Source organism: Telluria sp. RB2R28 (assembly GCF_059685835.1).
On record NZ_JCASIK010000001.1, the window covers coordinates 830,968 to 857,668 of the forward strand.

General features: G+C 64.8%; 24 protein-coding genes and 1 tRNA gene. 13 read left to right on the forward strand and 12 right to left on the reverse strand.

Annotated elements, in window-relative coordinates; translation table 11 throughout:
- Positions 1-78 precede the first annotated feature (78 nt).
- The 6 genes from AC56LV_RS03760 to AC56LV_RS03785 all read left to right on the forward strand — a co-directional run bounded on the left by AC56LV_RS03760 (position 79) and on the right by AC56LV_RS03785 (position 6,523).
- Positions 79-555 (forward strand): GNAT family N-acetyltransferase, encoded by a 477-nt coding sequence (locus AC56LV_RS03760; RefSeq protein ID WP_499556104.1) that lies wholly within the window; start codon positions 79-81, stop codon positions 553-555.
- Between the two features lie 261 nt (positions 556-816).
- Complete coding sequence (locus tag AC56LV_RS03765; protein WP_499556105.1) at positions 817-2,103, forward strand: lipopolysaccharide biosynthesis protein; 1,287 nt, start codon at positions 817-819, stop codon at positions 2,101-2,103.
- 21 nt (positions 2,104-2,124) lie between these two features.
- Entirely contained in the window at positions 2,125-3,066 is a 942-nt protein-coding gene (locus tag AC56LV_RS03770) for a polysaccharide pyruvyl transferase family protein (protein ID WP_499556106.1), read from the forward strand.
- Between the two features lie 33 nt (positions 3,067-3,099).
- Entirely contained in the window at positions 3,100-5,229 is a 2,130-nt protein-coding gene (locus tag AC56LV_RS03775; protein ID WP_499556107.1) for a two-component system response regulator, read from the forward strand.
- A gap of 68 nt (positions 5,230-5,297) precedes the next feature.
- Positions 5,298-6,035, forward strand: a complete 738-nt coding sequence (locus AC56LV_RS03780; RefSeq protein WP_499556108.1) for a hypothetical protein — start codon at positions 5,298-5,300, stop codon at positions 6,033-6,035.
- 221 nt (positions 6,036-6,256) lie between these two features.
- Positions 6,257-6,523 (forward strand): hypothetical protein, encoded by a 267-nt coding sequence (locus AC56LV_RS03785; RefSeq protein WP_499556109.1) that lies wholly within the window; start codon positions 6,257-6,259, stop codon positions 6,521-6,523.
- 577 nt (positions 6,524-7,100) lie between these two features.
- Here the strand turns inward: AC56LV_RS03785 and AC56LV_RS03790 are convergent.
- The gene (locus tag AC56LV_RS03790) at positions 7,101-7,349 is read right to left on the reverse strand and encodes a DUF7660 family protein (RefSeq protein WP_499556110.1); all 249 of its coding nucleotides are present in this window, start codon (positions 7,347-7,349) and stop codon (positions 7,101-7,103) included.
- A gap of 251 nt (positions 7,350-7,600) precedes the next feature.
- Here AC56LV_RS03790 and AC56LV_RS03795 point away from each other — a divergent pair, with 251 nt between their 5' ends.
- Positions 7,601-7,828 (forward strand): hypothetical protein, encoded by a 228-nt coding sequence (locus AC56LV_RS03795; RefSeq protein WP_499556111.1) that lies wholly within the window; start codon positions 7,601-7,603, stop codon positions 7,826-7,828.
- A 381-nt stretch (positions 7,829-8,209) separates the two neighbouring features.
- Here the strand turns inward: AC56LV_RS03795 and AC56LV_RS03800 are convergent, their stop codons facing one another.
- The 5 genes from AC56LV_RS03800 to AC56LV_RS03820 form a co-directional block, all read right to left on the reverse strand.
- On the reverse strand, positions 8,210-8,686 hold the full coding sequence (locus AC56LV_RS03800) for an SH3 domain-containing protein (RefSeq protein WP_499556112.1): 477 nt from the start codon (positions 8,684-8,686) through the stop codon (positions 8,210-8,212).
- 7 nt (positions 8,687-8,693) lie between these two features.
- On the reverse strand, positions 8,694-10,268 hold the full coding sequence (locus tag AC56LV_RS03805; protein ID WP_499556113.1) for a hypothetical protein: 1,575 nt from the start codon (positions 10,266-10,268) through the stop codon (positions 8,694-8,696).
- Complete coding sequence (locus AC56LV_RS03810) at positions 10,229-12,589, reverse strand: FtsW/RodA/SpoVE family cell cycle protein (protein ID WP_499556114.1); 2,361 nt, start codon at positions 12,587-12,589, stop codon at positions 10,229-10,231. Before AC56LV_RS03810 ends, AC56LV_RS03805 begins: the two co-directional genes overlap by 40 nt.
- Positions 12,586-13,548 carry a protein kinase domain-containing protein gene (locus AC56LV_RS03815; protein WP_499556115.1) on the reverse strand — a complete coding sequence of 321 codons (963 nt, stop codon included), beginning with the start codon at positions 13,546-13,548 and terminating at the stop codon, positions 12,586-12,588. Before AC56LV_RS03815 ends, AC56LV_RS03810 begins: the two co-directional genes overlap by 4 nt.
- Positions 13,549-13,822: 274 nt before the next feature.
- A complete protein-coding gene (locus tag AC56LV_RS03820; RefSeq protein WP_499556116.1) occupies positions 13,823-14,314 on the reverse strand; it encodes a glycine zipper 2TM domain-containing protein in 492 nt (163 codons plus the stop codon).
- 196 nt (positions 14,315-14,510) lie between these two features.
- Here AC56LV_RS03820 and AC56LV_RS03825 point away from each other — a divergent pair, with 196 nt between their 5' ends.
- Together AC56LV_RS03825 and AC56LV_RS03830 are read left to right on the forward strand one after the other, a co-directional pair.
- A complete protein-coding gene (locus AC56LV_RS03825) occupies positions 14,511-15,647 on the forward strand; it encodes a metallophosphoesterase (protein ID WP_499556117.1) in 1,137 nt (378 codons plus the stop codon).
- Positions 15,648-15,747: 100 nt separating this feature from the next.
- Entirely contained in the window at positions 15,748-17,193 is a 1,446-nt protein-coding gene (locus tag AC56LV_RS03830; RefSeq protein WP_499556118.1) for a M20/M25/M40 family metallo-hydrolase, read from the forward strand.
- A gap of 30 nt (positions 17,194-17,223) precedes the next feature.
- Here AC56LV_RS03830 and AC56LV_RS03835 read toward each other — a convergent pair whose 3' ends face one another.
- Both AC56LV_RS03835 and AC56LV_RS03840 read right to left on the reverse strand, forming a co-directional pair.
- The gene (locus AC56LV_RS03835; RefSeq protein WP_183551690.1) at positions 17,224-17,595 is read right to left on the reverse strand and encodes an Lcl C-terminal domain-containing protein; all 372 of its coding nucleotides are present in this window, start codon (positions 17,593-17,595) and stop codon (positions 17,224-17,226) included.
- A 135-nt stretch (positions 17,596-17,730) separates the two neighbouring features.
- The gene (locus AC56LV_RS03840; RefSeq protein ID WP_499453421.1) at positions 17,731-18,408 is read right to left on the reverse strand and encodes an SOS response-associated peptidase; all 678 of its coding nucleotides are present in this window, start codon (positions 18,406-18,408) and stop codon (positions 17,731-17,733) included.
- A 130-nt stretch (positions 18,409-18,538) separates the two neighbouring features.
- Between AC56LV_RS03840 and AC56LV_RS03845 the strand changes: the two genes are divergently transcribed.
- Together AC56LV_RS03845 and AC56LV_RS03850 are read left to right on the forward strand one after the other, a co-directional pair.
- Positions 18,539-18,946, forward strand: a complete 408-nt coding sequence (locus AC56LV_RS03845; protein ID WP_183551696.1) for a hypothetical protein — start codon at positions 18,539-18,541, stop codon at positions 18,944-18,946.
- A gap of 16 nt (positions 18,947-18,962) precedes the next feature.
- Entirely contained in the window at positions 18,963-19,172 is a 210-nt protein-coding gene (locus AC56LV_RS03850) for a hypothetical protein (protein WP_183551699.1), read from the forward strand.
- 28 nt (positions 19,173-19,200) lie between these two features.
- On the opposite strand, the gene paoC (AC56LV_RS03855) is transcribed toward AC56LV_RS03850, so the two are convergent.
- The 4 genes from paoC (AC56LV_RS03855) to paoA form a co-directional block, all read right to left on the reverse strand.
- Positions 19,201-21,402: an aldehyde oxidoreductase molybdenum-binding subunit PaoC gene (gene paoC / locus AC56LV_RS03855; RefSeq protein ID WP_499556119.1), complete on the reverse strand. Its 2,202-nt coding sequence runs from the start codon at positions 21,400-21,402 to the stop codon at positions 19,201-19,203.
- 153 nt (positions 21,403-21,555) lie between these two features.
- Entirely contained in the window at positions 21,556-23,763 is a 2,208-nt protein-coding gene (gene paoC / locus AC56LV_RS03860; RefSeq protein ID WP_499556120.1) for an aldehyde oxidoreductase molybdenum-binding subunit PaoC, read from the reverse strand.
- Positions 23,764-23,766: 3 nt separating this feature from the next.
- Positions 23,767-24,720 carry an FAD binding domain-containing protein gene (locus AC56LV_RS03865; RefSeq protein ID WP_499556121.1) on the reverse strand — a complete coding sequence of 318 codons (954 nt, stop codon included), beginning with the start codon at positions 24,718-24,720 and terminating at the stop codon, positions 23,767-23,769.
- Positions 24,717-25,364 (reverse strand): aldehyde dehydrogenase iron-sulfur subunit PaoA, encoded by a 648-nt coding sequence (gene paoA, locus AC56LV_RS03870; protein ID WP_183551712.1) that lies wholly within the window; start codon positions 25,362-25,364, stop codon positions 24,717-24,719. Before paoA ends, AC56LV_RS03865 begins: the two co-directional genes overlap by 4 nt.
- 247 nt (positions 25,365-25,611) lie before the next feature.
- On the opposite strand from paoA, the gene AC56LV_RS03875 reads away from it, so the two are divergent.
- Positions 25,612-25,696: transfer RNA gene (locus tag AC56LV_RS03875), tRNA-Leu, on the forward strand.
- A 195-nt stretch (positions 25,697-25,891) separates the two neighbouring features.
- Complete coding sequence (locus tag AC56LV_RS03880; protein WP_183553612.1) at positions 25,892-26,683, forward strand: ParB N-terminal domain-containing protein; 792 nt, start codon at positions 25,892-25,894, stop codon at positions 26,681-26,683.
- The last annotated feature ends 18 nt before the right edge of the window (positions 26,684-26,701 follow it).

Below are 26,701 nucleotides of genomic sequence, written 5' to 3' on the forward strand. Positions count from 1 at the left end.
CCACGGGCAATGAATTTGCAAGCCGGGACACCGGTCATGGTATGTTGACGTTTCTCCATCACCTTTTCGCAACGCGCCATGGACATCCGCCCCCTCGATTCTGCCGACGTGCCGGTCCTGGTGCCGGCCATGGCCACGCTGCTGCGCAGCCTGGCGCTGGAATTCATCGTGCACGAATCAACGCCGCTCGGGGCCGCCACCTTCCTGGCCGAGAATGACGAGCAAGGCATCCGCGGCTACCTGGCACGCGGGCACGTCTGCCATGTGGCGCTCGATGGCGACCGGCTGGCCGGCTTTATCGCGATCCGCGACAACAGTCATCTGTTTCACCTGTTCGTCGGCGCGGCCTGGCAGCGGCAGGGACTGGCGCGGCGCTTGTGGCACGCCGCGCGCGCCGCCGCCATCGCACGCGGCGGGGACGGCAATTTCACGGTCAACGCGTCGAACTACGCCGTGCCGGCGTATGAGCGGCTCGGCTTCGTGCGCGTGGGGCCGACCCAGTGCGTCAAGGGACTGTCGTTCAATCCGATGCACCTCGCCTGGGCGGGGGATTGAGCGGGTCGGACCTTCGTCGTGCAAGCATAAGGTGACGCGCTGTGCACTTTCAGTATATATTGCCTCGCGACAAAATTTTTCGTTTTGGCAGCAGGTTACAATGGCAGTCGGTCCGTATCGATCGGGCGTGAGCGACGCATTGGTGCGCCGTGCTCGATGAGTTTTGATGATGATTCTGAATAACCTGATTCGCACATTTTCTGCAAACGTCCTGCCCAAGACAGCATGGGAGACACGGGCATGAGCGCGACAGCGCCGTCAATGCCTTCCATTTCGCGCGCGTTCGGCAAAACCCTGATGACCACCATGGGCATGACCGTGGTGGGATTCATCTCATCCGTCATTACCGCCCGCATATTGGGGCCGGAAGGGCGCGGCCTGCTGTCGGCGGCTATCCTGGTCTGTTCGCTGTCTGCGGGTGTCGCGCAGTGCGGCATGGGCAGCAGCTATCTGTATCACTTCGGTGCGGCGCGGCAGTTTCCGTATCTGCGCTTCCTTCTTCTGTCGCTGCTGAGCATCAGCATCTTTGCCACTGCGCTGGCCGCCGCCGGGTTGCAATTGAGCGACGCGGTGCAGCTGCACCGGTTCATGTGGCTGATCCTGGCGTTTGCCGCGTTCATGGCAAGCCAGATCTATATTTTCACGCTCACCCAACTGCACTCGGATCTGCATTTCTTCAACATCCTGCGCTTTACGCAGGTGTTCGGGAATCTGGTCCTGATGCTGCCCCTGGTGCTGTGGTTCGACGTGGTGACCTTTGAACAGATCCTGGCCACGCAATTGCTGATGCTGATTGGCGTCACGGTCATGGGATTGTGGTGGGCGCGCAAGCACCGGGTCTGGCAATTGAAGGTCGAGGTCAAGGACCCGGTACAGCCCTGGGTCGTCTTGCGCTATGGCTTTCACCAGCAGGGCATTGGGTTGCTGAGCTTATTTCTGGTCAATTTCGACAAGCTGTTCCTGCTCAATCGCGGCACCATCCGCGAATACGGTTTCTATGCGCTCGCATTCACCACGTCGCGCCTGATCGGCGCGGTACAGGAATCGGCGTCGGTCGCGCTGTTTTCGCGTTTTGCCGGCCGGGATGAGCAGGCACTGAGCCAGGCGGTGCGCAATACCTTCCGCGTGACGTTTGTGCCGTTGATGGTGCTGGCCGCGATCGGCGGTGCGCTGTCGCCGTGGCTGCTCAACCTTGTCTATGGCAAGTCCTTTGCGGCGATGACGATGCCGTTTGCGATTTTGCTGTTCGAATGCGTGATCGGCGGCGCCAGCTGGACGCTGGCGCAGCGTTTCACCGCGGCCGGACAACCCGGGCTGGTGCTGGCGCGCCAGATCATCGCCGTGGTCCCGGTGCTGATCGCCATTCCGTTTCTGCCGCAGGAAAATACGTATGTCTGGCTGGCGGGGCTGATGCTGGCGGGGGCGTGTCTGCGCTTGATCACGACGATCATTCTCGGGGTGCGCCGGCTCAATGAGCCGATGCCCGATTTCATCCCGACCCGCGGCGACCTTGCCATCCTGCGCCGGCTGCTAACGCGCGCCAAGTAACTTGATTTTTCGGGAGTAGCCTTGAGTAACCATCGTTTGATGATGCAGGATCTGCAAAACAAGCATGACACCATTCATGATTTGCTGAAGGGCAGAGACTTTCATTACATCGATATTCCGATGCACGACAATATCGGCGATCTGCTCATCATGCAGGGCACGCTGGCGTTCTTCAAGAAAAAGCGCCTGTCGCCGCGCACGATATCGACGTCGTGGGCATTCGATCCGTCATGGGTCAAGCCGGGCGATATCCTGGTGTTTCACGGGGGCGGCAATTTCGGCGACCTCTACGCGAATATCAACGAGATACGCGAAGAAATCATCACGCGCTTCCCGGATAACCGCATCGTGATGTTGCCGCAAACCGTGTTCTTTGCGAGTGAAGCGACGCGTGACCGGTCGGTCGCCGTGTTCCGGCGGCATGCCGATGTCCACATTTTTGTTCGAGATAAAGCGTCGCAGCAGATTGCGAATCTGTTTTCCGGGAATGTGTATCTGGCGCCCGATATGGCGCACCACCTGTATCCGATCGCCAGCGGCGGCAGGGCCAGCGGCGTGCTGCGCATCGAGCGCGTGGATACGGAAAAGCCGGTCGTACCGGCGTCGCTGAAGGATGCGCAATTCGATACCCGAACCGACTGGATCGAGGTCGTGGGCACCGAAAAGCGATTGATCGATTTTGCCTGGCGCATTCAGGCCGCCTTTATCAAGCGCGGCTGGCAAACCTGCAAGAAGCTGATCGGGCCATGGTACTGGATACCGGTCGCGCAGCGCTTTTCGTCCAGGGCCGTGGCGCTGTTCGCGCGCCATGACCATATCGTGACCGACCGCCTGCACGGCCACATCCTGGCGTGCCTGATGGATAAGCACCACACCGTGATCGACAACAGTTACGGCAAGAATTCCACGTACATCGACGAATGGACCGCTCACAGCGATCTGGTGCGATTGGTGAAGGTCTGACTGCATGCCCGCTTTTTCCAAGGATAGTACCTCATGACCACCTCTGCCCCGACTGTCCTGATCGTCGATGATGAAGCCAAGAGCCGCGACCGGCTGGCCTGCCTGCTGGCGCCCGGAGGCTATGAGACGACAAGCGCGGCCAGCGGGGAAGAGGCATTGTCCTCGGTCGCGTCCGAAGCGCCGGACCTGATCCTGATCGCGCAGACGATGCCGGGCATCGACGGCTGCCGGGTGGCCAGCATCCTCAAGGCCGACCCGGCGACCGAGAATATCCCGATCATCATGGTCACCGGCGTGGAGGACACCGGCATGCGCCAGGCGGGACTGGAGGCCGGGGCCGAGGAATTCCTGAGTAAACCCGTCGACCCCACGGAGCTTGGACTGCGGGTGCGCAATCTGCTGCGGCTAAAGGACATGGGCGACCTGGAAGACCAGGTGCTGGTGCTTGAGCAGAAAATCGCCGCCCGCACCGCCGACCTGCTGCGCTTTCGCACGGCGATGAATGCGACGCCGGACGCGCTCATGCTGGTCAGCCGCGACACGATGCGCTTCGTCGAAGTCAACGACACCACCTGCGCCATGCTGGGCTACACGCGCGCCGAGATGCTGGCCCTGGGCCCGGTGGCTCTGGGCGCGGCGACCCACGACGAACTGGAAGCGATGTTCGAGCCCACGCCGGGCGGCCGGATCAAACCGAGGCTGAGCGAGGTCACGCTGCATTGCAAGGATGGCGGGTTGGTGGACGTTGAAATCCACCGCCAGGCCCTGTTGTCCGGCAATGACTGGATCATCGTCAGCGTGGTGCGCGACATCACCGAGCGCAGGGTCGCGCAGCAAATCCTGCAGTACCAGGCCAGCCACGACGTGCTCACCGGCCTGCCCAACCGCGCCTGGTTCTACGAGGCGCTCCACGGCACGGTCCGGGCAGCCCACAGCGCCAGTCCCAGCGTGGCGGTGGTCTTTCTCGACCTTGATCGCTTCAAGAACGTCAATGACACGCTCGGTCACGCCATGGGCGACGAATTGCTGGTGCAGTTCAGCGCGCGCCTGGCCACCTGCGTGGGCGAGCGCGATACCGTCGCGCGCCTGGGCGGCGACGAATTCGGCCTGATCCTGATGCTCGACCAGGACCCGGCGCACGCGGCGACCGTGGCCGGCCGGATCGCCGAGGTGCTGTATCCGCCGTTTAACCTGCGTGGGTTCGAGGTGATCGTCACGGCCAGCGTGGGCATCACGATTCATCCGCAGGATGGCGCCGACCCCGAGGTGCTGATCAAGTACGCCGACACCGCCATGTACGAGGCCAAGCAGGCCGGGCGCGACACCTACCGCTTCTTCACGGCCCAGATGAATGCCGATGCGCTGCAGCGCCAGGATCTCGAGCACGCGCTGCGCAAGGCAGTCGAGAACGAGGAATTCGAACTGTATTACCAGCCCAAGCTGCTGCTCGGCGCGGACACCATCGCCGGTGTCGAAGCGCTGCTGCGCTGGGACCGGCCCGGTCACGGGCTGGTGTCGCCGGGCCTGTTCGTGCCGGTGCTCGAAGAGACAGGGCTGATCGTGCGCGTGGGCCGCTGGGTGATCGACACGGCCTGCCGCCAGATCAAGGCGTGGACGCTTCATGCAACGGGGCCGGTGCAGGTGTCGGTCAATATCGCCGGGCGCCAGTTCGCCGAGGGCGACCTCGAAGGCGACGTACTGCGCGCGCTGGCGGAGCATGACGTGCCGGCCGCACTGCTGGAACTGGAGCTGACCGAGACGTCGCTGATGATCAACACCGAGCGCACGATGCAGTGCCTGAGCAATCTGCGTGCACACGGCATCCAGGTCTCGGTCGACGATTTCGGCACCGGTTATTCGAGCCTGGCCTATCTGCGCCGTTTTCCGATCGACAAGCTCAAGATCGATATCGCCTTCATCCGCGACGTGACCACGAATGCCGACGACGCCGCCATCGTCAACGCGATCATCACGATGGCGCACAGCCTGAACGTGCAGGTCGTCGCCGAAGGCGTCGAGACGCCGGCGCAGAAGGCCTTCCTGCTGGCGCACGGGTGCGACCAGATCCAGGGCTACCTGGTCAGCCGTCCGCTGCCGGCGCACCTGGTGACGTCGCTGATGGCGCTGCACGCTGCCAAGGCGCCGGTGTCTGCCGCCGCGTGACGGAAGACGGCTCGCTGCGGTGAGAATTGTTGAGTAAGTGACGCCATCGGGGTGGCTATACTGCGGAGATGAACCGGGCCACCTGGCGTTACCGTTTGAATGACCCCCGCAGCGCGGGCCTGGCGGCCACGTTGCTCGTGCATGCGTTGTTGATTCTCGCGTGGCAGATGGCGCGCACGTTGCCGGCGCCGGTTGAGGGGGACGATGCGGCGATGCTGTGGCTGCGTGTGCCGCTGCCGGTGCCGCGCATTGCCGTCGTCCCGCCGGTTCAAGCGGAGGCTGCGCTAACTCGGAAGTCCAGTACACCGCTGCGGTCTGTTCCTGTGGTGCAGGCAGAGACGCCGGTACAAAATCCGGCACCGGCACCGGCTCCGGTGACCGCGTCGGCGCCGGATGCGCCGCCAGCGCCGCTTGAACCCGCCATCCCCAGCACGGCCGCGATCATGGACAGCGCGCGCCGCAGCATCGGCGACATCGATCGGGCATTGCGCAAGGAACGCCAGCCGACGATCGTGCTCCCGCCGGACAGCCCGCAACTGCGCTTGCGCCGCGGCATCGAGCATGCGCGCGAGATGGCGCCCCCGCGCCTGTGGGAGGCGCCGCGCGTCGTCGAACTGGTCAACAACACGGGCGACGGCGCGCGGCGCACCCGTGTGATTACCGGAAACGGCACCTACTGCCTGACGGACCGCGCGCCGACGACCGGTGTCGAGATGTTCGAAAAGCACGGCAAGCAGCGCTACACGACCTGTCCGAAGGATGAAGAACCGGCCCGGCAGCAGGAATGGCGGACTGCGCGTGATTGAGCGATTTACCGGAGACCCTAATGAAGACGTTGATGTTGCTGGCCGTCAGCCTTACCTGCCTGGGGACAGCGGGCGTGCTGCGTGCGGCCCCTGTCGTCAGCCATTTTCCGCAGCAGGGGCTAGGCCCGTTCCTGGCCAGCCACTTCGACCTTGCCAGTATCCGAAGCTCGTTTGGACCGCCTCGAAACAGACCTGGGCAGCGCACGTTGGCCGACTTCGGTATGACGCCGACTACGGCGACGGACAACGACCTGATCTATGACGTTCCCGGGGACTGGTATGTTCGCATGCAGGTGACGGGGCGCCGCGACGTCAACGGCGACGGCGTCGAGGATCTCGAGGTGTGCCTGACCGACCGCGCGCAGAACGGCGGCACGTACGGCAGCGTGCAGGGGCTGGTGATTACCCGCTACACGAGCGAGACGTATGCGCTGGCGCTGAGCTTCAGCGCCAGCGACGAGGTGTGTAAGCACGCCGCCGGGAATTAACCGTCATCTGCGCGGCGCAGCAACAGGCTGCTCGCGACGTTAATGGCTTTCTATGAATGGATGCTGATCCCGGCGTTCCAGGCAATCGTTCGGAAGTCAAAAAAAACTTAGAACATTTGAGTGACGAGGATTTATGCACAAACGCCGCAGCCATAGGTTGATACGAGTATTTTGAGAAACCACCGTGGATCAAGGTAGAGGAGTGCTTGCCGATTACAAGGGCAGGCTCTGGTGTAGTTCACGCACTCTGGAAGGCGGAGAAAAATCTGCCAATTTGACATTTAGAACATCGAATGCCCGTGTTGCATTGCGCCTATCGCCGCTATCGTTAACATAAATGTTGCGAAATTTTTGCAAGATAAGGCAAACCCGTCCCCTATGGACACTCCAGTGAGTTCGATCTGGAGTGCTCATCAATTCGTGTTCTCGTTAAACGTCGAAAGACTGATTCTAGCGAACTGGACCATTTGCCGCAGCATGGTAGATCGCCGGGTGGCAAGTCACCTGCTGTTCGACAGATAGCTGTCGATCCATTGCTGACTTTCGTTAGCGATCAAGTACGCTCGAATTGGCTTCGTTATTCGTAGAACTTTCCGCAGTATAGAAACGTTGCGAATTTCCTCCACGGTGATGCTTCTGAGAGACCTTGCTGAGCGCCGAATGTTGAATCTTCAGCCCAGGCGCACGCAGAGTCCAGAAAGTCTTGAATAGACCTATTTTCCCAGCGTTCAGCATCATTTTTTCGGTCGAAAGTTAGCGCTTGGACAAAGGCGAGAAACGTCGCTTCGTCATTCACTCCCTTGAGTTGTTCGCGTAGTTCCATCATCAGAGATACTTTCGTCGTCGGGCGCTCAACACTGGAGCGTCTGCTGTTTCTGAGTCAGCTGTTCAGCAACCAGCCTGTGCAGATCAAAGCGAACTGAGAGGGTTATCGGACACCAGCATGGGCAGGAGGATTTACTGTTCTTTTTTACCAACGTCACCATTTTTTAATTCCGCTCAGTTCTTCGATCAGTTATTATAAGTTGCCTTTGTGCATCTTGTTATAAGTTAATCAACAAATTTTATCTGACTATTATGAAATTGAATTTTTCAGTCGTTCTCGTCGCTGCATTTTTGTCAGCTTGTGCCTCCACCCCTAAATTTGACTATGTCAAAGAAGGCGCATCGTCGCATCAAAAAACTGATGCTATTTCAGAATGTCAGTATCAAGTCAAGCTCAACAAGACTCCAGTGACTGAACAGCAAGAACTTATCAAATTGTGCATGCAAGGTAAAGGCTTCCGACTGAAGCGTGTTGCTTAACGAGTAACTAATTCCGGTAAGCTAACGGACCGATGCGGTCTTACGGTCGCGTCGTAGCGGGCTAGCATTTTTCTCAGGTGTTTTTACGGGTTGTCGCTTGCTGTATCGCTGCAGTTTCAGCTGAACCGATTTAGACCCAAAAAGCTTTTTTTGCCCTGTTTTAATCAGCCACGCGCAACTGGCCACTACTCACAGCGCATTCAGGCCGTGCCTGGACAGGCAGAGACAGGAACGGCGCACGCTGGCCGGCTTCGGTATGACGCCGATCGCGGCGGGGTCCTGGGTCTCGGGCTACGCTTCATCAACTGCACGCAGAATGGCGGTGCGTATCGAAGTACGCCAGCCCCGGAATCATTCGCTATGCGTGGGCGCCGCTGGAAATCAGCGTTCGTCCGCGCGCCGCAGCCACAGGCTGCTGGCCCAGCCTTCGACATCCTTGCCATCGAGCGTAGCGCGCACCTGCCACCAGTCGCCATCGCGGCGCCCGGTCGCAATCACGCGTGCGCCGCCCGGCACCACCAGCAAACGCTCGGCACCGATGCCGCCCGCGACGCGCAGGTTGAGCGCATCGCGCACGCGGTAGGGCTCGCCGGCCACGGGCACGTCGTTTGCCGGCAGCGGCGCTTCGGCGAGTTGGACCGGTGGCGGCAGCGCGCCGGGCATACCAAACAACGCCAGCAGCAGCGCGCCGCCGGCCGCGGTACCGGCGACCAGCACGCCCAGCGCGCGGGCGTTGGGCCGGCGCCACCAGGCGCGGGGCGTGAGCCACGCGCAGGCGCACAGCGTCAGCACGAGGGCCGCGCCGAACGCGCCAATGTACGTGGCGAAATGCGCCGCGATGTGGGTCGACGATGGCATGCTGGCCTCAGGCGTCGAAGCGCAGCACATAATGGCCCGCCACCAGGTGGTGGCCCGGCGGGATCAGGTAAGGGGCATCCTGGGTGGCCACGTCGATCTGCGCGACCAGGGTCAGCTCGGCGTCCAGGTGGTACAGCGCCTGGCTCGGCGACAGGCGCACGACGCGCAGGCCATCGCTAGATGCTTCCCAGCTGAAGGCGCTGCGCGACAGGCCGAGGCGGTCGGCGCTGGCGGCGCCGCCGTCGGCCTGGCGCACGAACTGCGGCGCATCTAGCACGCGCAGCGCGGCCAGTGACGGCATGCCGCGTCCGAACGTCAGGCGCGAGCCGCCTGCCGCCGGTTGCGACGGGCCTTGCGGCAGCACCAGGAGGGCGCTGTAGCGCTCTGCCATCGACTGCGGCGCGGCGAGCAGGCCGATGCTGGCCCCGTCCATCGGCGAGAACTGCGACGGCACGGCAATACGCTGGCGACCGGCCGGCGTAATCGCGTGCAGTTCGTCGGCATCGTCGATGGCGAAGCGGATCACGTTGTCCTTGCCCGGCGCAGCAGGTACGAGTTGCGCGTCGAGGCCCACTTCGAGCGCCTGTGCACCCGTGTCGCGATAGCGGCTCAGGCGCGGCAAGGCCAGCGCGGCCAGCGTGATGCGATGGCGCGCGACGGGCGCATAGGTGGCGTCGGCTTCTGGCGTCGGTGCAGGCGCCGGGGTGGCCACGGGCGCTGGCGCTGCCAGCGGCATCGCGGTCAGGTCGGCCGGCGGCGTGCTGCTGCGCGACTTCCAGACAGCGGGGCTGCGCTGGAGTGCGGTGGCTGGGGCAGCTGAGGCTGCAGGCGCAGCCGCCACCGACATCGGCGGCTTCAGGGCTGCGCCGGCGCGGCTGATCCTGAGCAGCAGGCGCTGGGCGCTCGCACCTTTTCCGCGCAGGACGTAGTAGCCATTGGCAGTGTCGAAGACGCAGTCGAAACTGTCTTTCGGGCGCACCTGCAGTTCGAGGGGCGCTTCCGGTCCGTCATTCACGAGGAGCAGGCCGCCGTCCGGGCCGAACGGCCAGCCAGGCACGGCGAACGTGGCGTTGGCGGGATCCATGCCAACGAGGGTCAGGCGCTGGTTCGGGTAGATCGCGCATACCGGCTGCCAGATCGCGCTGTCGCGCGAGGCGGTCACCGTGTACTGCACCTGTTCGCCCGGCGCCGGCAGGTAGACGGCGTGGCCGAACTTGACCTGCACTTCGCCCGGCGCGATGCGCTCGTCGCCCGAAATGAAGTAGCGCACCTCATCGCCGCCGAGCAGGTCGCCGAAATCCTTCTGGTGCAGCGCGGCCAGCGACTGCGCCAGGTCGCGCACGCGCGCGCCGCGCGTCAGGTGACGGTCGTCGTCGACGTCGTCCTGCGGCAGCACCAGCGTCACATGCGAGAAGCAGCGGGTCGCCGCGCGGCCGCGCAGTTCGCGCGGCGAGCGTTCGAGCAGGTCCCGCAGCAGCGCGCGGCGCGAGAACAGCGACAGACCGGGCGCCTGCCACAGCGCGTCGGCGTTGAACACGTCTTCTACCTTGCCCAGGACTTCGTGTTGGACATAGACCGGCATGATTGAATCTCCTCGTTGAATGGGGTGCTTGCCATGCCAAACGCTAGCAGGGGGCAGATGAAAAACAGCAGGTGCGAGCCGCCAGCCGACAGAAAACTCATCGGCTGGCCCATGATTGGGAACATCGCCAGGTTGGTGCCCCACGCCAGCAGCAGATGGCCGGCGACGAAGGCAGCGCCGCCGCACAGCGCGAAGCACTGGAAGCGTCCCAGCCAGGCGCGCCGGAAATCGTTGGCGGCCAGCGCGCGGCCCCAGGCGCCCGCCGCGACGCGCACCAGCGCCACCAGGAACAGCGCCTGCAGCGTCCACAGCGCAAGGCCGGCAGCCAGGCCGTGGCGCTGCAGCAGGAAGGCGGGCGCAAAGTCATCCTGGATCGCGGGGATTGCCAGCGCGTCGCCGGCCGCCCCGCCCAGCGCCGCCAGACCGAAGGCATTGTCGGCCCCCAGCCAGCCGCCCTGGGCGATGGCGCGCGCGCCGAGCAGCATCTGCTGGCCCGTGTGCGGGTGGACGGTCGGTGCGCTCCAGACCTGGAACCGTTCAGGGTAAAAGCCCATCGCCCCGAGCAATGCGCCGCTGCTGCGCATTGCTGCGCCGCCAGCCATCAGCAGGCAGATGGCGATAGCGGTCGTGACAAGGGCCGCGCGCCGGCCACGGCTCGCGCACCAGACCAGGGCCATCGCGCTGCTCCAGACCAGCAGCAGGACCAGCGGCGAATAATCATCGACCCGAACCAGCGCAACGGCCAGCAGGAACACGAACAACAGCACGGGCGCAGCCATGCGCAGCCAGAAGCGCCAGTTGCGCTGCTGGTGCGTGGCGCCGCCGGCCACCAGCGCCAGGCAGTGGGCGCTGAGCGCGGCCAGCGCGAACTTCGCGAATTCGAACGGCTGGATGTCGAACACGCCCGTCTCGCTGCCGAAGCACACCTGCAGCAGTACGCCGACGAGCGCGATCCCGGCCAGGACCAAGAGCACGCGTTCGGTGACGGGGCGGGACAGGTTGTTGCGGCCGACGGAGGACAAGAGCAGCAGCGCGCTGGGCAAGCCAAGGCCCAGCAGCGCGGTCGAGTTCTGGAAATGGCGCAGCCAGGCCGTGTCGCTTGCGCCAAGGCCCATCTCGAGCTGCACCAGCAGACCGGCGCCCAGCAGCAGCACGGCGGCGGCGGACAGCAAGCTGATGCGCGCCTGGAACCGCAGGGTCAGCCACAGTGTGGCCCAGGCCAGCAGCAGCGAGACGCCCACGCCGGGCGTGCCGCCGCTGCGTTGTGCCACCAGCAGCAGTGTGGCGCTGGCGGCGATCAGTGCCGCAATCACCGGCATGGCGACACTTGCGCGGGCGACGCGCTGGCGCAGCAGGGGCAGTACACTGACCGCACCCAGCAGCAGCACGCCTAGCGCGGCGGCCCAGGCCAGCGGCGTGGGGGCAGGCAGCGTGAACAGCGTGCGTTCCTGCCACTGCCAGCGCACGGCGTCGGGCAACTGGACCTGCGGGGCGTTGTACAGCGCGACCTGGCCCGATGGCGTCAAGTGCAGCATGTCGCCGTTTGGCGCCAGCGTGAAGACGGTGCGGCCGACGGTAAAGGCATCGGTGGCCGCCAGCGGCTGCTCGCGCTGGGCAGCGTCTTCCCAGCCGTGCGCGGTCGAGACGAGTACCGGCTGATCGCCCCGTACGGACAGTGCGACACGACCATCCGGCAGATGCCCCAGCGACGCAATACCCGCTTCGAACGTGCTGCTGGCCAGCCGGTTGCCGCAGTACAGCAGGCCCCCCAGGCTGACGGGCCGCGCCAGGCCAAGGGGGGGCGGCGTGACGCGGTTCCACAGCGCGAGCGCGCGGCTGGCGAGGGGCGCGTTGGGGCAGGCCGGCTGCAGTGCGCCGTCCTGCAGCAGCGTGGCGCCGTCGTAGCGCCAGGTACGCTCGCCGTTCGACAGCGTCACGCTGCCGGCATCCTGCGCGAGCACCTCGAAGCGTGTGGCGCCGGTCTGGATCTGTTGACCGCGCTCCAGCGGCACGTCGCTGCTGCGCACCCGGGCGTCGCCACGGCGCAGCACGATCGGCTGGACCGGCTCCAGATTGCGCAGCCACCACGCACCGCCGGCATCGCGGCGCAGCGTCAGCTGGCGCGTGGCGGCGCGTGGCGCGCCCAGTTCCGCGCGGCCCAGTACGATCGATGTGCCCGGCTGCAGGGTTACCGCGATCTCGCGCGGGAGCCACGCGGCAGGCGCGCGCAAGATGGCCAGCAACTGCACGGCGCACAGCAGCGCGAGCAGGACCGAGACCGTCGCGGCGCCGAAGGACATGCGCTGGCGGCTGGGTGTCATGCTGCGCTCCTGGCTGGCTCGGCCCCGAGCAGGCTGGTCGCTTGCCCGAGCAGGCGGCTGATTTCCAGTGCATGCTGCGGCCGCTCGGCAGGGCTGTCGGCCAGAAGGCGGCGCAGCAGCGCCAGGCCCGGCACGGCGGCCTGGCCCAGGTGGTTGGCGAACAGCGCCGCTTCATCGAGTTGCAGCACGGGCGGGCGCGCCTGGTGCGTGGCCAGCAGCGTGGCTGCGCCATCACGCCCATGCGTTTGCCAGGCCTGGCCGCAGGTGCTGCTGTAACGCAGCAGGCGGCCGCAGACGAGGTAATAGAAGAGGGCGCCGAGGGCGAAATAGTCGGTGCGCGCTTCGGTGGCGTAGCCGTCGGCGTCGGGGAAGAACTGTTCCGGTGCCTGCCAGTTGGCGGTACCGGCATAGGTATGGGCGCGCAAGTCGTCCAGGCGCCGGTTGGTGCCGAAATCGGCAAGCTTGAGGGTGTCGGCGGCGCGATCGAGCAGCAGGTTGCCCGGTTTCAGGTCGAGGTAGCGCCAGCCATTGGCGTGGACTTTGGCCAGCGCCTGGTTGACCTGACCGGTCCAGGCCAAGGCGCGTGCCGGCGCGATCGTGCGGCCGGCAGCGATTTGCTCCGCCAGGTAGGCGGCCAGGTCGCCATCGAGCAGTTCCAGGGCCAGTGCCGGCAGCCCAAGATGCTCGCCACTGTCGAGCAAGCGCACGATGTGGCGGCCATCCCATGGCGCGAGGCTGCGCAGGAACGCGATCTCGGTGTTGGCGCTGTCCAGCCAGCGGGTGCGCAATGCGGCCGGGGCGCGCGCCATCTGGTCGAGATTGACGAGCTTGAGGGCAACGGCCCCGGTGGCGTGCAGGCAGTCGGCGCGCCAGACGACGCCATAGGCGGCCCCGGCCAGCGGTTCGCGCAGGCGGTATTGGCCGCCGGTGAGCGAAATGACGGTGCCTGCGTCGTACATGGTGTCCCCCGAGCATGGCGCAATCCGCCGATGGGGAAGCAAAGCGGAGGGAAGCAGAAAGGACTGGCATAGCGCAGCGCAAAAGCCAGGGTCAGGTCTGACATTCGGACACGATCTCGACAGTCGCCAAGTCAAACCTGGCTTGCCAAGGGCCCGCCGATACTGGGAATGACACGTTGGAAGTGGCTAAAGCTGAGATCGTGTCCAAATGTCAGACCTGACCCCGGCTGGGCTGCGGGCAAAGAAAAAGCCGCGCAGTGCGCGGCTTTCGGGGTTAGCGGCCGTAGCCGCGACGGTCATCGCGGTCCCAGCGGTCATGGCGATCATGACGGTCGCGGCGGTCATGACGGTCCCAGCCGCGGCCACCGTCACGGTATTCGACGTAGACCGGTCGCGGTTGCACGTACACCGGACGCGATTCCACGTACACCGGGCGTGGCTGGACATACACAGGGCGCTGCTGCACGTACACCGGGCGCTGCTGGACGTAGGCCGGTTGCGACTGGTAATACCCGCCGCGATTGTCGTAATAGTTACCGCGATCGCCGTAGTGGCGACGGTCGTCGCGCGAGTGGACGGAGTTGCCCACGGCCGCGCCGATCACACCGCCCGCCACCGCGCCGCCGGTACCGCCGACCGTGTGGCCAACGACTGCACCGAGCACGGCGCCGATGGCCGTATTCGTACCACGATCGCCGGCCATTGCCGCCGGCGATACGGCGACGGCGGCCAGCAGCACAGCACCAAAGGTCTTCGATTTCAACATGGCTTTTCCTTTTTACCCCGGCGGAGATCGGAATGATGTTCTCGCTCACCGGGTAGGAATCACTATATTCTTGGTTTTAAATAGTGCCATCTGCTAATACAGATTTTTACAAGTCATGCCCGGTCTGTAACATCCTCGCTTGCATCTCGGCCCATGTGCCCCATGTAGCTCCTATTGCTTTTCATCTATTTCCCTCATGCGTCCAAGCCGAAGCTTCCTTGTCGTTCTTTTCCTGATGGTCATGCTGCTGGTGTATATCGGCATGCGCCTGTTGCCCGACCTGGCCCTCGGCATGGTCGGCAACCTGATTGCCGGATTACTGTTGTGCCTGCTGGGCATCCTGGTGCCGGTCGGGCTGATGTCGGCCTCGATGCGCCGGCGCCGCTGGTCCGATGCCGTCGCCTGGGTCGGCTTGCTGTCGATGGGCCTGTTCTCGTCGTTGCTGGTCGCCACCATGCTGCGCGATCTGGTGCTGCTCGTCCTGATGGTCGTTGGCGCGGTGACGGCCCCGGTGCTGTATATCAGCGCGCTGGCGGTGCCGCTGGTCGCGCTGGCGGTGACGTTGATCGGCTATGCCAACGCGCGCCGGGTCGCGCGCATCGTCAAGGTGGACGTGCCGATCCGCGACTTGCCCGCAGCGCTGCACGGCTACACGATCGCGCAGATTTCGGACGTGCACGTGGGCCCGACCATCAAACGCGCCTACCTGAATGCGATTGTCGACAAGGTCAACGCGCTGGAAGCGGACGCGATTGCCGTCACGGGCGACCTGGTCGACGGCAGCGTGCAGCGCCTGGCGCCGCACACCGAGCCGCTGGGCCGCCTGCGTGCGGGCGATGGCGTGTATTTCGTGACCGGCAACCACGAGTACTACTCGGGCGCGCTCGAGTGGATTGTCGAAGTGCGTCGCCTGGGTCTGAATGTGCTGATGAACCAGCACGTGATCGTGCACAAGGGCGACGCGCGCCTGATGATCGCGGGCGTGGCCGACTATCATGCCCACCATTTCCACCCCGAGCACAAGAGCGATCCGCAACGCGCAGCGGCCGGCGCGCCGGCCGGCATCGGTGCGCGCGTGCTGCTCGCGCACCAGCCGCGCAGCGCGACGGCGGCAGCGGCCGCAGGGTTCGATTTGCAACTGTCGGGCCATACGCATGGCGGCCAGTTCTTCCCGTGGAATTTGTTCGTGCCGCTGCAGCAGCCGTTCGTGGCTGGCTTGAACCGGGTGCGCGAGATGTGGGTGTACACGAGCCGTGGCACCGGCTACTGGGGCCCGCCGAAGCGCTTCGGCGCGCCGTCGGAAATCACGCTGGTGCGCCTGGTGGCGGCCTGATAGCCGGGCCTGGGCCTGGCCCCTTCATCAGGAAAGTGGGGGCAAAACCTTGCCGGATGCGCTATTGTTTGAATCTTTCCAATACCGCAAGGATTCCCGCATGAACTTCCCCGTTCGCCATCTTCGCCGTCTCCCCATTTTGGGCGCCATCGCTGGCGCGCTGATCGTGACACCAGCCCTGGCCGCCAGTCCCGGCAACGATCCTGCTGCGCTGGTCAAGATCCGCGAATCGGCGATGACGAGCGACTACGCCTGGCAACGCACGGAAGACATGACCGACCTGATCGGCCCGCGCCTGTCGGGTTCGCCTGGCGCAGCGGCAGCAGTGACCCAGGTTGCCGACGCCATGCGCAAGCTGGGCGCGAAGGTGACGCTGCAGCCGGTAAAGGTGCCGCACTGGGTGCGCGGGATCGAGACGGGCGAACTGGTCGATTACACGGGCCGCCCGGCAGGCATCACCCAGCGCATCGTGCTGACCGCGCTGGGTGGCTCGGGCGCCACGTCGGCCGAGGGACTCGTCGCACCGGTGGTGGTATTAAACAGTTTCGAGGAACTCAAGGCGCGCTCTGCCGAAGTGAAGGGCAAGATCGTTCTGTTCGACGTTGCCTTCGACCAGCACATGGCCGACCGCGGCCTGGCCGGCCCGGCCTATGGTGCGGGCTCGAACTACCGCCGCAACGGCCCGCGCCTGGCGGCCGAGCTGGGCGCTGTCGGCGCACTGGTGCGCTCCGTCGGTGGCGCTGCTTATCGGTTGCCGCACACGGGTTCGTCCGGCCTGTCGGACGACGCGCGCATCCCGGCAGCCGCCGTGACGGCCGAAGACGCGATGCTGATGGCGCGCCTGGCCAAACGCGGCCCGGTCAAGCTCAAACTCGTGCTGACCCCGAAAAACCTGCCCGACGCCGACAGCTTCAACGTGATCGCCGATCTGCCGGGCACGGACAAGCCGGAAGAAATCGTCATCGTCTCGGGCCACCTCGATTCGTGGGACTTGTCGCCCGGCGCGCACGATGACGCTGCCGCCGTGGCCAGTGCGATGGCTGTGTTCGACGTACTGAAAAAACTTGATTACCGGCCGCGCCGCACGATCCGCTTCATCGCCTGGATGAACGAAGAAAACGGCATGCGCGGCGCGAGCACCTATCTTGCCGCCGAACAGGCGAACGCCGCCAAGCACTTCGGCGCGATCGAAAGCGACAACGGCGTTGGCCGCCCGTTCGGCCTGCGCGCCAGCGTGACGCCGCAGTCGGTCAAGCTGTTCGCGCCCCTGCAAGCGGCCCTGCAGCCGATCGGCGCCGGCGTGTTCCAGCGCCAGGATGTGCTGGCGACGGGCGATCTGGCCGGCCTGGAACGCGCAGGCGTGCCAAGCTTCGCGCCGATCGTCGACACGGCGAACTATTTCGATATCCACCACACGCCGGCCGACACGCTGGACAAGGTCGATCCCGACAGCCTGCGCCGCAACGTGGCGCTGATGGCGGCGACGGCCTGGTACCTGGCCAATATGGAGCAGCCAATTGGCCGCTCCAGCGTGCCGGCGCTGTGACGCGGGTCAGGCCGCGGTTCAGCCCGCGGTTCAGGCCGCCGTACTGATCCGCCGTACCGCGCGCGCATGCCCGCGGTACGGCCGGCCGTAGATGGTCTGGATGCCACTGGCGAAATTCTGCCCCCAGACCAGCTGGGCGCGCGTGGCGTGCGGTTCGCTGGACCAGTACCAGTCGCGCTGGAATGATTCGCGCAGGTTGGCAAACAGCAGCGCCAGCTCGCGCCGCGTGGGCAGGGCGCCGCCCTGGCTGGCGGCCCAGTCGGCGGCCGTGGGCCAGCTGACGTCCGCGCTGTCGCCTGGCAGCAGGACCAGGTGGTAGTCGGGGTCGTCTTTGCCAAGGATGAGACCAGCGTATTCTTCACCCTCTTGCAGCAGGCCCCGGATTTGCATGTATTCGCCCATGGATTCACCTCACGTGTGGTAGCAATCCGGTAAGACTGGCGAACACGACGTTTGGTTGCATCCCCGGTTCGATCCAGATCAGACAACGGCCGGGTTTCAGGGTAGTCGCACCGCCGGATTGCGCGGCGGGACGGCTCAGGCGTCGCTGTCGATGGGTTGCGCCACCTCAGGTCCACCGGCGCCGGCGCGATTGACCTGCGTGCTCACTTCGTGCCAGACGAATGCATCCGGGGGCAGGGCGGCCGAGCGGGCCAGCGCCAATGCTTCTTCGCTCGAGAGCGCCGGATCGAGCCAGCGTTCGGCATCCTGGGCGTCGAGTACCACCGGCCGCCGGTCATGGATATCGAGCATGCCACCCGAGGCGTCGTCGGTCACGATGACAAAGCCGGCCTCGGCGCGGTTTTCGGTAAAACTGCCAAAGTTGGCCAGCGCCAGCATGAACAGCGGCGCACCATCCTTGCGGTGGATATGCCACGGCTGCTTGCTGCCTTTTTCGCCCGTCCACTCGTACCAGCCCGAGGCAGGCACGAGCGCGCGCCCCGACTTGAGCAGGCCGCGCCAGTAGCGGTTGTCCAGTTTGTCCATACGCGCGTTGATGGTCACGGGCACCTTGCCCTTGGCCCAGCGCGCCTGGTAGCTCCAGTACACGTCGTCCACGCGCCGCTCGCCGTCCTGCAGATGCAGCACAGGGCGATACGTGCCGGGCGGCACGTTATAGGCCGGTTCGGATTCGCTGTCATATACGGCGTCGAGCCAGCCCATGACGCTGGCGTAGTAACGGGCCGTTTGGCTTTGGTCAATTCGTCCACACATGCGGGTAATGGTAGCGCAAGGCGGCTGGACGCGTCGCACCGTGTTCTGCGGGCGCGCGACGCGTGTGGCATTTGGCCGCAGCACGCCGCAATGGTATGCTCAGGAATACAACGATTGATGAGGAGCAGGTATGGCAGCAGGTTGGTGGACAGTATTAAGAACCGTTCCTTGGAGCGACGTAATCAGCGCAGCGCCGCAGGTGGCCAATGGCGCGCGGCGGCTGTGGGACACGGTCAACCGCAACCGGCAAGGCATGCCCGATGAGCCGATGGGCGTAGCCCCTGGGATGGCGGGGCAAGAAGAAGACGTGTTCGATATCCTGATTCGCAGCGTCGAGCGCAATGATGCCGAGATCACCGATCTGCGCAACCAGATGCGTTCGGCCTCCGAAATCATCGCCAACCTGGCCGACCAGAATGCGCAGCTCATCGCCAAGATGGATGCCCAGCGCCAGAAGATGACGTGGATGGGCGCGACGGCAGCGCTGTCCGGTCTGCTGTCGGTCGTGGCGCTCGTGCTCGTGGCCGTGCGTACCTAGTTAAACAAAGGCCGTTATGAAAGTCGTCCTGATTTGCGCGACGCTGTTCATCTTTTTTTCGATGCTGATGAATAGCGCGCGCAAGCGTGGCAAGCTCGGCGATAACGCCAACCGCGCCGTGACCGGCCTGGCCACGTCGATGCGCATTTTCGTCTACGGCCTGCTGGCCTGCGTCGTGATCCTCTGCTGCGCCATGGCCTGGCACATGCTCGGCCAGCAAGCCTGATCCCGGCGGCAGCGTCGGCCCCAACAAACTACACCGACAGCGGCATCTTCTCCAGCAGTTTGTCGAGCGTGACCGGATACTCGCGCACCCGCACACCAGTGGCGTTGTAGACCGCATTGGCAATCGCGGCAGCTACGCCGCACAGCCCCAGTTCACCCACACCCTTGGCCTTCATCGGCGACGAATACTCGTCTTCCTCGTCGAGGAAAATCACGTCCTGGTGCGGGATGTCGGCATGCACGGGCACCTCGTAGGTCGCCATGTCGTGATTGGCAAAAAAGCCCAGGCGCTGGTCGACCACCAGGTGCTCCATCAGCGCGCCGCCCACACCCATCGTCATCGAGCCAATGACCTGGCTGCGCGCCGACTTCGGGTTCAGGATACGGCCGGCCGCGCAGACAGCCAGCATGCGCCGCACGCGCGTCTCTCCCGTGACTGAGTCGACCGCGACTTCGACGAAATGCGCGCCAAAGGTCGAGAGCTGGTTCTTTTTTGCCAGATCGCCAAATTCGATGACGTCCTCGGCCACCAGCTCACCACCCTCGGCCGCCTTGGCCAGCGGCTGGCTGGCGCCACCAGCGCGTACGGCGCCGTCGGCAAACACCGGGTCCGTCATGTTCATTTTGGCCGCGATCTGTTCGCGCAGCTTGGCACAGGCCGCGTACACGCCGGCCGTCGCGCTGTTGGCGCCGAACTGGCCGCCCGAGCCGGCGGACACGGGAAAGTCCGAGTCGCCCAGCTTCACCTTCACGCGTTCGAGCGGCAGGCCCAGCATCTCGGCAGCCGTCTGCGCAATGATCGTGTAGCTGCCGGTGCCGATGTCGGTCATGTCCGTTTCGACGGTCAGGATGCCATCCGTACCCAGGCGCACGCGGGCGGCCGACTTGACCACGGGGCTGTTGCGAAAAGCCGCCGCGACGCCGTGCCCGATCAGCCACTGGCCTTCACGGACCTGGGCCGGTTTCGCATTGCGATTCTTCCAGCCGAAGCGTTCGGCCCCGGTGCGCAGGCATTCGACCAGGCGCCGTTCGGAGAATGGACGGTTCGGCTTTTCCGGGTCGACCTTCGTGTCGTTCAGGATGCGCAGCTGCACCGGGTCCATCCCGAGCTTCTCGGCCAGTTCATCCATCGCGATTTCCAGCGCCATCATGCCCGGCGCCTCGCCCGGTGCGCGCATCGAATTGCCCTCCGGAAGATCCAGCACGGCCACGCGTGTCGCCGTCATCCGGTGCGCGCCCGCGTACAGGAGGCGCGTTTGCTGGGTGGCGACCTCGGGCCGGCCGCCCGGCAGGTTGCCGTTCCATGTTTCATGGCCGATAGCCTGGATCCGGCCGTCGCGGCCCACGCCGATGCGCAGGCGCTGGATGGTTTTCGGCCGGTGCGTCGTGTTGTTGAAGATCTGATGGCGCTGCAGGGCCACTTTGACGGGGCGGCCGGCAGCGCGGGCGCCCAGCGCGGCCAGCACGGCGTCGGTGCGCAGGAACAGCTTGCCGCCGAAGCCGCCTCCGATGTAGGGCGCGACGACGCGCACCTTGTCCTTGCCGATATTGAGCGTCTTGGCCAGATCGGTGCGGCACCAGTCGACCATCTGGGTCGAGGTCCATACTGTGAGCTTGTCGCCGTCCCAGCGCGCCGTGGTCGCATGCGGCTCCATCATCGCATGCGCCTGGTCGGGCGTCGTGTAGGTGGCGTCGAGCTTGACCGGAGCGCTGTCGAATGCGTGCTCGAAGTCGCCGACGCGGGTGTCGGGCGGCGCGTTGCGTTCGCCCTTGGGCGGGGTAGCGCTGTCCTTGACGCTGGCCAGATCGAAGCTTCCCTTGGCCTCGCGGTAGCTGACCTTGACCAGGTGGGCGGCGGCGCGCGCCTGCTCGAATGTCTCTGCGACCACAAGGGCAACGGCCTGGTGGTAGTGCATGACCTCGGGCCCGGCCAGGAGCCGGGCCGTATTCTTCTGGCCCTTGCCCAGTGCGCCGGCGTCGGCGGCGGTGACGACGGCCAGCACACCGGGCGCGCGGCGGGCTGCCGCATCGTCAATACTCACGATCGTGCCCTTGGCGATCGTGGCGCCGACCATCACGCCGTGGGCGGCGTCCGGTACGGCAGCGTGGTGTTCATAGGCATACGGTGCCTGGCCGGTGCACTTGAGCGGGCCATCGACGCGGTCGTACGGCTTGCCGACGTGGCGCAGCGTGTCGATGGGATTAGTGGTAGCAGGGGTAGTAAATTTCATGGGCTCGGCCTTTGTTCGCCTCCGCATGGCGCGGGGGAGGGGTTCGGTGCACCGGAAAAAGAGAGGAGCGCCTCATGGCCGCCAGGGGACGGGGCCACGAGGGCAATGTGGCGAACGGCATCATGCCTCCGCCACTGGCACTTCAGAACAACATCAAACCGACAGCGGCATCTTTTCGATCAGCTTGTCGAGCGTGATCGGATACTCGCGCACACGCACGCCAGTTGCGTTGTAGATCGCGTTGGCAACTGCCGCAGCAACACCGCACAGACCCAGCTCGCCGATGCCCTTGGCCTTCATGGGCGACGAGATTTCGTCTTCTTCCTTGAGGAAGATAACTTCCTGGTGCGGCACGTCCGCGTGCACCGGGACCTCGTAGGTTGCCATGTCGTGGTTGGCGAAGAAGCCCAGGCGCTTGTCGACCACCAGGTGCTCCATCAGCGCGCCGCCGATACCCATCGTCATGCCGCCGATGACCTGGCTGCGTGCCTGCATCGGGTTCAGGATACGGCCGGCTGCGCACACGGCCAGCATGCGGCGTACGCGCGTCTCACCGGTGACCGAATCGACCGCGACTTCGACGAAGTGCGCGCCAAAGGTCGACAGCTGGTTTTTCTTGTCCAGGCCGCCGGTAAATTCGATCGTGTCTTCTCCAACCAGTTCGCCACCGGCCGCCGCCTTGATCAGCGGCTGGCTGTTGCTGCCCACGCGCACGGTGCCGTCGACGAATTCGGCGTCGGCTTCGTTCACGCCCAGCTTTGCGGCAATCTGCTCGCGCAGCTTGACGCAGGCTGCGTACACGCCCGATGTCGAACTGTTGGCGCCCCACTGGCCACCCGAACCCGCCGATGCCGGGAAGTCCGAGTCGCCCAGGCGCACATCGATGCGATCGAGCGGCACGCCCAGCATTTCAGCCGTGGTCTGCGCGATGATCGTGTAGCTGCCGGTACCGATATCGGTCATGTCGGTTTCCACCGTCACGCGGCCATCCGTGCCCAGCTTGACGCGGGCGCCCGATTTCATCACCGGGCTGTTACGGAAGGCGGACGCCACGCCATGGCCAATCAGCCAGCGGCCTTCACGGACCTGGCCCGGCTTCGCATTGCGCTTGGCCCAGCCGAACTTGTCGGCGCCCATGCGCATGCACTCGATGTAGCGGCGCTCCGAGAACTTGCGGATCGGCTTTTCCGGATCGACCTTGGTGTCGTTCAGGATGCGGAACTGGACCGGGTCCATGTTCAGCTTTTCGGCCATCTCGTCCATCGCCACTTCGAGCGCCATCATGCCCGGCGCTTCGCCCGGTGCGCGCATCGCGTTGCCTTCCGGCAGATCGAGCTCGGCCACGCGGGTGGCGGTCATGCGATCGGCCCCGGCGTACAGCAGGCGCGTTTGCGCGGTCGCCACTTCGGCGCTGCCTTTTGGCAGGTTGCCGTTCCAGGTTTCGTGGCCGATGGCCATGATGCGGCCGTCACGGCCGGCGCCGATGCGGATGCGCTGGATCGTTGCCGGACGGTGCGTCGTGTTGTTGAAGATCAGGTGGCGGTGCAGCGACACCTTGACCGGCCGCTTGGCCGCGCGCGCACCCAGGGCTGCCAGCAGCGCATCGGCGCGCAGGAACAGCTTCGAGCCGAAGCCGCCGCCGACGTACGGCGAGATCACGCGCACTTTTTCTTTCGGGATGGCCAGCGTCTTGGCAAGGTCGCCGCGGCACCAGGCGACCATCTGGTTCGACGTGTAGACCGTGACCTTGTCGCCTTCCCAGAAGGCGGTCGAGGCATGCGGTTCCATCATCGCGTGCGACTGGTCGGGCGTGTGGTAGGTGGCGTCGAGCTTGACGGGCGAAGTCTCGAAACCGCGCGCGAAGTTGCCCGTCTTGGTATCCGGCGGATCCGATTCACCCTCGGGTTTGACGGCATTGCCTTTTTCGGCGTCCAGGTCGAAGCGGCCCTTCTGGACCGTGTACTTGACCTTGACCAGATGCGCAGCAGCGCGCGCCTGCTCGAACGTCTCCGCCACCACCAGCGCGACGGCCTGGTGGTAGTGCTGGATGTTCGGACCGGCCAGCAGGTGGGCGGTGTTCATGTCGCCCTTGCCCAGCTTGCCTGCGTTCTCGGCGGTGACGACGGCCAGCACGCCCGGTGCGCGGCGCGCTGCTTCGATATCGATCGATGCGATGCGGCCCTTGGCGATGCCGGAACCGACGACGAAGCCCTGCGCGGCGTTCGGTACGTCCTTGTGATGCTCGTACGCGTAGGGCGCCGTGCCGGTAGTCTTGAGTTTGCCGTCGATGCGGTTGGTCGGCTGACCGACATAGCGCATGCGGTCAATCGGATTGGTGGTTGCTGGAGTGAGGAATTTCATGGCTTAGGCTTTCTTTGCGTCTTGCATTGCTGCGGCCAAAATACGGTGTACCAAAGGAACCTTGAAGGCATTCTCTTCGGTGGTCTTCGCGCCGGCCATCAGGCGATCGGCCACGGCCTTGGCGCCGGCGCCCATCTGCTGCTCGGCGGCTTCGACGCGCCATGGCTTGTGCGCCACGCCGCCGACGGCCACGCGGCCGCTGCCGTCCGGCAGGATCACGGTGGCAACCGACACCAGCGCGAACGCGTACGATGCGCGGTCACGCACTTTCTTGTACGCGTGCACGCCGCCCAGTGGTTTTGGCAGGGTCACGTAGGTGATCAGTTCACCCGGTTCGAGCACCGTTTCGATGTGCGGGGTGTTGCCCGGCAAACGGTGGAAATCGGCGATCGGGATCGTGCGCTTGCTGCCATCGGCGCGCACGGTCTCGACTTCGGCGTCCAGCAGGCGCATGGCCACGGCCATGTCGCTCGGGTGCGTGGCGATGCAGGCGTCGCTGGTGCCGACGACGGCCAGGTTGCGCGTGAAGCCGCCGATGGCGGCGCAACCGCTGCCCGGCTCGCGCTTGTTGCACTTTTGCGCGGTGTCGTAGAAGTACGAGCAGCGGGTGCGCTGCAGCAGGTTGCCCGACGTCGTTGCCTTGTTGCGCAACTGGGTCGAGGCGCCCGACAGCAGGGCGCGCGACAGCACGGCGTAATCCTTGCGCACGCGCGGGTCCGATGCCAGATCGGTGTTGCGCACGAAGGCGCCGATGCGCAGGCCGCCGTTGGCGGTGGGCTCGATCTTGTCGAAGCCCAGTTTATTGACGTCGACCAGGGCGCCCGGGGTTTCGATCTCGAGCTTCATCAGGTCGAGCAGGTTGGTGCCGCCGGCGATGAAACGTGCGCCTGGCGTGCGGGCGACGGTTTGCGCAGCCTGAGCAGGCGTGGTGGCGCGTTGGTAAGTAAAGACCTTCATGCTTTGACCCCTCCGACTTCCTTGATGGCGTCGATGATGTTGGAGTAGGCGCCACATCGGCAGATGTTGCCGCTCATGCGCTCACGGATTTCTTCCACGGTCATCTGTGGCTTGGCGTTGAGGTCGGCCGTGACGTGGCTCGGCATGCCGGCGCGAATTTCTTCGATCACCGACACGCTGGCACAGATCTGGCCCGGGGTACAGTACCCGCACTGGTAGCCGTCGTGCTTGACGAAGGCAGCCTGCATCGGGTGCAGCTTGTCCGGCGTGCCGAGGCCCTCGATCGTCGTGATCTTGGCGCCGTCGTGCATGATCGCCAGCGACAGGCACGAGTTGATGCGGCGGCCATCCATGATGATGGTGCAGGCGCCGCACTGTCCCTGGTCGCAGCCTTTTTTCGAGCCGGTCAGGTGCAGGTGCTCACGCAGTGCATCGAGCAGCGTCGTGCGCGTGTCGAGTTCGAGCGTGACATCCTTGCCGTTGACGTTGAAGGAGACGCCGACCTTGACCGGCTCCGGGTTGGCGGCCGGGGCGTTGGCGGCCGTCTGCGCGTTTGCGCCCGGCATTGCAACGGCCGAGGCCGATACTGCGCCGGCGATCAATACATCGCGCCGGGACAGCTTGATTTCCCTGAATTGTTCCATGTTTGGAAGTTCCTTCTATACAGTACGTTGTTCACCGTGGCGTTGGCGTCGAGACGATGGCGCCGCCCAGGCGAAAAGAAATGACAAGATAATGAATTGATTTTATGTCAGCTCGCGTGAAGGCCGCGCTCCCTTGAAACCTGAAGCATTTTGGTTTAATAGCCATGTTGAGAGTACGTGTTTAAATCCAGCGGCGCAGCTCAGCCACTAACACCCGGGTTGCTCCACGTAGTACAATCCGGGCGGCGCGGGCATGGCGAAATTGGTAGACGCATCAGACTTAAAATCTGCCGCCGTGAGGCGTGCCGGTTCGATTCCGGCTGCCCGCACCACGAATTATCCTGGCGCTCCACGCCGATCATGGCGCGACAGCGCCGATGCACTCGCTCCGATGTGCGACTGTCCATACATTCCGTCATGGCAAGCGCAGGTCAGCGGCCTCGGCCGGATGGTGTAGCATGCCATCCGGCGCCTCAATGCCGCCGCCGCACCACGACACTCCCCAGCACGACATGCAAGGACCCGAATTGAATATCACGATCAACGACGAATTGCGCTCTTTCGTCGATCCACTCAGCCCGATCGAACAAGCCGCGCTCGAGCGCAGCCTGCTCGCCGAAGGTTGCCGCGATGCATTGGTACTTTGGCGCGATACGCTGATCGACGGCCACAACCGCTACGAGCTGTGCCAGAAGCACGGCATCCCGTTCCGCACCGTCCACAACAACACGTTCGAGTCGATCGAGGACGTCATGCTGTGGATGATCGATAACCACCTGGCGCGCCGCAGCGTCTCGGACTTCCAGCGCGGTGTGCTGGCGCTGAAGAAAAAAGAGATCGTCTCGGCCCGCGTGGCCGAACGTCCTGCCGATGAGGCAGGCGATGCCGACGCCGCGCCCGATGCCGGATCCCCGCCATGGAACACGCGTGAAGATGTCGCGCGTGCGGCGCGCGTGTCGAGCAACACGATCAGCCAGATCGAACGCATCCAGAAAGCGGCCACGCCCGAGCTGCGCGAAGCCGTGCGTACGGGCACCATCTCGATCAATGCCGCCGCCAATGTGGCGCAGTTGCCCGAGTCGGCGCAGCTGGCCGCCGTGGCCGGCGGGCGCAAGGAATTGCAGCAGGCCGCGCGCCAGGTGCGCGAACAGAAAAGTGCGGCCCGCCCGCGCAAAGAGAAAGAAGTGGTCGATCCAGCCGACGAGCTGGCTACGCTGCGCAGCGAACGCGCGGCGATGAAGGACCGCCTTGCCACGCTGCTGACTGAAAACGAACGCCTCAAGCAACGCCTCGTCAACGCCGGTCTCGGCGCCGACTGAACCTCGCCACGTCCTCAA